At 48.8% G+C, this 5,460-nt stretch carries 7 protein-coding genes and 2 pseudogenes; 4 read left to right on the top strand and 5 right to left on the bottom strand.

Annotated elements, in window-relative coordinates; genetic code table 11:
- Positions 1–533, bottom strand: a 533-nt coding sequence (locus tag AP057_RS17690) for a DUF6431 domain-containing protein (protein ID WP_055357906.1), incomplete at its 3' end; no start/stop codon positions are given.
- Positions 534–681: 148 nt separating this feature from the next.
- A pseudogene (istA, locus tag AP057_RS01585) lies at positions 682–1,294 on the bottom strand (IS21-like element IS5376 family transposase); the annotation flags it as partial.
- Between the two features lie 577 nt (positions 1,295–1,871).
- On the opposite strand from istA, the gene flaG reads away from it, so the two are divergent.
- The 4 genes from flaG (at position 1,872) to AP057_RS01610 (ending at position 4,661) form a co-directional block, all read left to right on the top strand.
- Complete coding sequence (gene flaG / locus AP057_RS01595) at positions 1,872–2,234, top strand: flagellar protein FlaG (protein ID WP_055357907.1); 363 nt, start codon at positions 1,872–1,874, stop codon at positions 2,232–2,234.
- A gap of 15 nt (positions 2,235–2,249) precedes the next feature.
- Complete coding sequence (locus AP057_RS01600; protein WP_055357908.1) at positions 2,250–3,752, top strand: flagellar hook-associated protein 2; 1,503 nt, start codon at positions 2,250–2,252, stop codon at positions 3,750–3,752.
- Positions 3,753–3,906: 154 nt separating this feature from the next.
- Positions 3,907–4,308 carry a flagellar export chaperone FliS gene (gene fliS / locus AP057_RS01605; protein ID WP_055357909.1) on the top strand — a complete coding sequence of 134 codons (402 nt, stop codon included), beginning with the start codon at positions 3,907–3,909 and terminating at the stop codon, positions 4,306–4,308.
- Entirely contained in the window at positions 4,308–4,661 is a 354-nt protein-coding gene (locus AP057_RS01610; RefSeq protein WP_055357910.1) for a flagellar protein FliT, read from the top strand. Before fliS ends, AP057_RS01610 begins: the two co-directional genes overlap by 1 nt.
- Positions 4,662–4,694: 33 nt before the next feature.
- Here the strand turns inward: AP057_RS01610 and AP057_RS17695 are convergent, their stop codons facing one another.
- From AP057_RS17695 to AP057_RS01620, 3 genes and pseudogenes are all read right to left on the bottom strand, one after another.
- The gene (locus AP057_RS17695) at positions 4,695–4,979 is read right to left on the bottom strand and encodes a hypothetical protein (protein ID WP_235468437.1); all 285 of its coding nucleotides are present in this window, start codon (positions 4,977–4,979) and stop codon (positions 4,695–4,697) included.
- Positions 4,980–5,059: 80 nt separating this feature from the next.
- On the bottom strand, positions 5,060–5,218 hold the full coding sequence (locus tag AP057_RS17700) for a hypothetical protein (RefSeq protein ID WP_235468441.1): 159 nt from the start codon (positions 5,216–5,218) through the stop codon (positions 5,060–5,062).
- Positions 5,211–5,460, bottom strand: a pseudogene (locus AP057_RS01620) (RNA-guided endonuclease TnpB family protein); the annotation flags it as partial. The pseudogene AP057_RS01620 and the gene AP057_RS17700, both read right to left, overlap by 8 nt.

The following is a 5,460-nucleotide window of genomic DNA, read 5'->3' on the forward strand; positions in this document are numbered from 1 at the left end:
GGGTGTCGGAATCCGTCCTCCCACATGTCTCTGATGACCGAATCGAGACCGTGTTTCTCCAACGTCCGGATCCACCAGGAMGCCCGTTCCTTTTCTTTTTTCACGATAGGGCCTATGATCCTCCACCGCCTCGCAAAAAAGCTATGAAGGCTTGATAGGTTTCGGTAGAACCGTCGGACATAAAAGATGATGCCGTCCTTTGTCGGGAGAAACGGAGCCTGGTTCGTCCTTTCGGTCAATCCCAACTGCTCTTTCACGACTTGCCATATGGCGGACAACGTATACTGAAAATACGGGAGGAGAAAGGAAGGCAGCACACTCACCGTCTTCAAGCATTCCCGACAGCGATACCGGACAATCCAAATGCGATMATCACCATGTGGGGTCAATGCGTTTCGCTCATAGTAACCGTGGCGGTGCAACGGGCGCTTGGCCCGGCAATGCGGACACTTTTTCAGAAGAGGGAAGTCGTTTTCTTTTCCACGCTCTGCATACGTTTGGACGTCAATGCCAAAGTCATGAAATTGAATCACGTCCTCTTCCCCCTCCTATGAACCGATGGATTTTCTCTTCCGAAATAATTCACAAAAAATTTAGCACATTCTTTCAGAAAAGGGGAGAGGGCTTTCTGAAGGAATGTGCAAAAAAATGTCTCTTTTGTTCCGAAATAAAGTGATAATTTACACCATTTCACCACTCCTTGTTCTCGCCCGTCTGTAACGGTCTTCATATTGTCAAATAACACCTTCTTCGGAACCCCGCCAAAGTACTTGAAGCTCTGAATTAGGCATTCCATTAAGTGTTCCTGATCCTGGCTGACCGTAAATACCGCGTATTTCATCCGCGAATAGCCTAACACAGCCACAAATAGCGATAACTTGACTTTTCTCCCTTCGATCACGACCTCCCCGACTTCTTTCCAATCGACTTGCATTTGTTCGCCAGGAAGCGTTTCATAACGAACGGTGTATTTCTTTTTCGCCGTCTCTCGGAAAGGTTTCATATAGTCTTTTAAAATCGTCTTTCCTCCCGTATAGCCCTGTTGTCGAATTTCAAAAAACAACTTTTCGCTATTAAACACCCCATCTTCTAACATTCGTTTTTGAAGATACGGCTTAAATGGATCTAACTTGCTTTTTCTTTGTTTTCGCTTGGATTTGGAAGGAGGATTGGGGGAGTGAATATATTTTCGGACGGTTTTCCGATCGATCCCCAATTCCCTCGCAATATCGGAAATACTCATTCCCCTTTCATACATCTCTTTGATCATAAAAAATTCCCCTCTCGTAATCATGAACCATAGCTCCTCTCATTGACACTATGGTTCTATTGTAAGTGGGGAATTTTATTCCGGCTATATTGGGGATTTTATCATCGGCTTTAACAAGATTTGTTATGAACAAATCGTAAACAACGTTATAATTGATGGAAAGGAGCTAGCATCATTTTTATTACAACTGGGAATGACTAAAGAAATATATGGTTTTGACGGAATTTTAGGAGTAGACTTTATGGAGAGAACGGGAATGATTATTGATTTTAAAAATTTCATTATTAAATATGGATAAAAGCAATGTTTGAGTTTTGCCAAGAATGTTTTGTGCTTATATTCCTCATCTTGTTTTTTTGTTTTAATGTGATTTTACTCTTTTATATTCCCCTTTTAAGTTTCTACTTCCCCCTCGTTAGTTTTTGCTTATGATACCCCCGCTATTTTCAACAATTGACAAGTATTATACACAAGAAATGAAATTATCATCATCTCCTGATTTTTATATGGATTGCATTTATTGTTCCCTCCCCCTTCACACTCCCTACGTTTCATCCGATATAAACCATAGAAATCGTCCAAACCAAAGGAGCGGATCCGGATGACGATTGAACGGGTGTCTTCTTCTTTCCTTTCATATGAGCCGACGCGAAGCGAACAGGTGCATCCAACCGTTGAACGCGCGGCAGTGCAGCCTCAAGAAGCGGGGGGTTCTGCTTCTTCCCTTTTTCAACCGCTTTCGGAAGAAGCTGTGGAGAAAGTGGTCAACGGCTTGAATGAGCTCGTGCAGCCGAGCCATACGTCGGTTCGGTTTGAGCTGCACAAAGAGTTGAACGAGTATTACGTGCAAGTAATCGATGAAAAGACGCATGAGGTGATCCGCGAAATTCCGCCGAAAAAGCTTTTGGATATATATGCGGCAATGATGGAATTTGTCGGGTTGATTGTCGATAAAAAAATTTAACGGTGGTGAGTCGACATGGCGAATACGTTGCGCATCAGCGGCCTCGCGAGCGGGATGGATATTGACAAAATCGTGAGCGATTTGATGAAAGCGGAGCGGATGCCGCTTGATAAATTGAAGCAGAAAAAGCAGCTGCTCGAGTGGCAGCGCGATGATTACCGGTCGATGAACACGCTGCTTCAGGGGCTTGATGACTACTTGTTTTCCAACATTACGCTCCAAAGCAGCATGTTCAAAAAAACCGTCTCGAGTTCGAACGAATCGGTCGTCACAGCGACGGCGGGCTCGAGTGCGGCGAATGTGGCGACGACGATTCAGGTCGATCGGGTGGCCACCTCGGCCGTCTGGCTGTCCGATGAAGCGGTAAGGGTGGACAAGGCGAGTTTTTCCGTTGCCGCTGATACGACGTTGACGATCAATGTGACGAACGGGGATGGGAGCACGAAGCAGGCGGCGATCACAGTGAAGAAAGGAACGACGCTCGATGGGGTGATCGCCCAACTCAACAGCAACCTAGATCTTGGCGTCAGCGCGTTTTACGACGAGCAAACTAGGCGGGTTTCGATCATGAAAAAAGACACGGGAGCGCAAGCGAGTCTGGTGCTCGCCGATCAGGCGACGGTGGACTTTTTTGCGCAATTAGGGTTTACGAATACCGTAGCGGGGCAAGAGCTCACGGGGAAAACGGCAGGGAAAGACGCCGACATCACCATCAACGGCTTGCGAACGACCCGCTCGTCGAATACATTTACGATCAACGGTGTGACGTATACGGTGAAAGGGACGGGCACGGCGACAGTGTCGGTGGCGACGGATGCGGACGCGATGTTTAACGCCATTAAAGGGTTTGTCGATAAATACAATGAAGTGATCGCCAAAATCAACGCCGAGCTGAAAGAAGAGCGCTACCGCGACTATCCGCCGCTCACCGATGAGCAAAAAGAAGCGATGACGGAAAAGCAAATCGAGCTGTGGGAAGAAAAGGCGCGCAGCGGGATGCTTCGCGGCGATTCGATTTTGTCGAGCGCCTTAAGCCAAATGCGGATGAATGTGTACACGAAAGTCGAAGGGGCGAACATTCCAAGCGGGTTCTCGCAGCTCGCGCAAATCGGGATTACGACGTCGTCGAATTACCTTGACGGTGGGAAGTTGATCATTGACGAGACGAAGCTGCGGGAGAAAATCAAGGAAAACCCGGATGCCGTCTATCAGTTGTTTAACCAAGACGGGGCGACGGATGCGGAAAAAGGGATCGCCCGCCGCCTGCGTGATACGATCAAGGCGACGATCGGGAAGATTGAGCAAAAAGCGGGGAAGACGATTTGGACGAACCAGCAGTTTGCGATCGGGCGCGATTTAATCGAAATCAATGACCAAATTGACCGCTTCGAAGACCGTTTGAAACAAATTGAAGACCGCTACTATCGCCAATTCACGGCGATGGAAGAGGCGATTCAGCGCGCCAACCAGCAAAGCATGTACTTGATGAACGCCTTTGGTGGCGGCATGCAGGGGTAAGCGGTTTGAAGGCTCAGGCGCTGTCGCGGTGACAGTGGGGGAAGAAGCGACCACGCTCACGGATGGCAACAGATGAAGGGCGTTCGGCACGGCCCGTTGAATCAGATGATGGTTTTGCGATGGGGTGAACATCATAGAAGAGGAGTGACGGAAGATGGCGACAAACAATCCGTATCAACACTACCAAGCGAACGCCGTGCAGACGGCGTCGCCTGGGGAGTTGACATTGATGCTGTATAACGGCTGCTTGAAGTTTATCAAGCTCGCGCGCCAGGCGATGGAGACGGGCGATATCGCGGCGCGTAATGAAAACTTGTTGAAGGCGCAAAAGATCATTTTGGAATTGATGGCGACGCTGAAAATGGAATATGACGTCGCGAAATCGATGATGACCATGTATGACTACATCTACCGCCGTCTGATCGAGGCGAATGTGAAAAGCGATGCGGCGATTTTGGATGAAGTGGAAGGGTATGTCGTCGAGTTTCGCGATACGTGGAAACAAGTGATTCAGCTCCATCGGCAGCGCCAACACGCGGAAGGCGGGCAGGCGTAATGGGCGTGGTGCATGATGTATGGCGGGTGACGAAGGAGCTGCTGGAGGCGACGGCGTTGCCGTGGCCGTCCGAGGATCGGGAAGAGCGGCTTCGGACGGTTGATCGATTGCTTCAGGAGCGCCAGGAGCTCCTTTGGAAGCTTCGTCCGCCGTACAGCGAGGAAGAGCAGCGGCTTGGCCGCGAGATCATCGCTTGGAATGAAGAAATTGAGAGGCGGCTTCACCGCGTGGGTGATGAGATTCGAAACGATTTGCGCATGGCGGGGGCGAAGCGGCAGGCGAACGCCTGCTACGTTCATCCGTACGAGCAGCCGCTTTCGATTGACGGGATGTTTTACGATAAAAAGCGATAAAGAAAAGGACAGCGCCATGCTGTCCTTTTCGCTTCAAACTGTTTTCACAATCGTGATGTTCATCTCTTTCCGCAAGTCAATCTCATACGGGCTTTTCAGCTCCTCGCCCGCGGGATTTTTGATGACGCGGACGATGGGGCGGAGCGGGAAGCCCGGAAACACTTGCGAGACGACGCCGACTTCCCCGGTGTTGAGCTTAACGGTCGTGGCGACGTTGACCGAATGGTGGAAAAAGTAGTCGTTTGAGATGACCAAATCCGACAAGTTGATGAGCAAATCTTCTTGTTTGAGCAAATAGTCCAAAATGTCTTTGAACACTTTTTCGTGCTCTTTTCCTAAATCGAGGGAAGACACGCGGCTGAGCAGCTTTTTTGCTCGATCAAGGCCGTCATCGTCTCTTACACTTTTTTCACTGCCTGCTGGCGCACGGTCGGGCTGATGAGCGGGCGCGGGCGGATGTCATATGTTTGTTTGTCGTCAATGTGAACTACCCCACTTAATTTTCTAGCGAAAATTTGAAGTGGGGGCTTCCAAAGAAGTTTGACTGCTTCAAGCAATCCTTATTCTTTGAGGCGTGTCCACTTCGCCGCTAGAGCATAAGACACTCAGGTCTACAGCTTTACTTTTCTTTAAGATGTTTAATGCGCCATTGACATCAGCATTCATTAGTTTGCCAGACTTTGTTCGATACAAGCCGCGCTTAATACGTTTGCCACTGAACTTATATTCTTTTGGATTGTCGGCATTATATTCAGGAATCTCATCGCCGTCAAAAAAGCTGGCTTGAGACGTATAKGAT

Origin of the sequence: Geobacillus sp. Sah69 (assembly GCF_001414205.1) — a bacterium.
Taxonomy (GTDB): domain Bacteria; phylum Bacillota; class Bacilli; order Bacillales; family Anoxybacillaceae; genus Geobacillus; species Geobacillus stearothermophilus.

Excerpts from the sequence above, each read along its gene's own strand:
- flaG (WP_055357907.1), top strand. The coding sequence starts at position 1,872 with ATGACGATTGAACGGGTGTCTTCTTCTTTCCTTTCATATGAGCCGACG.
- AP057_RS01600 (WP_055357908.1), top strand. The coding sequence starts at position 2,250 with ATGGCGAATACGTTGCGCATCAGCGGCCTCGCGAGCGGGATGGATATT.
- fliS (WP_055357909.1), top strand. The coding sequence starts at position 3,907 with ATGGCGACAAACAATCCGTATCAACACTACCAAGCGAACGCCGTGCAG.
- AP057_RS01610 (WP_055357910.1), top strand. The coding sequence starts at position 4,308 with ATGGGCGTGGTGCATGATGTATGGCGGGTGACGAAGGAGCTGCTGGAG.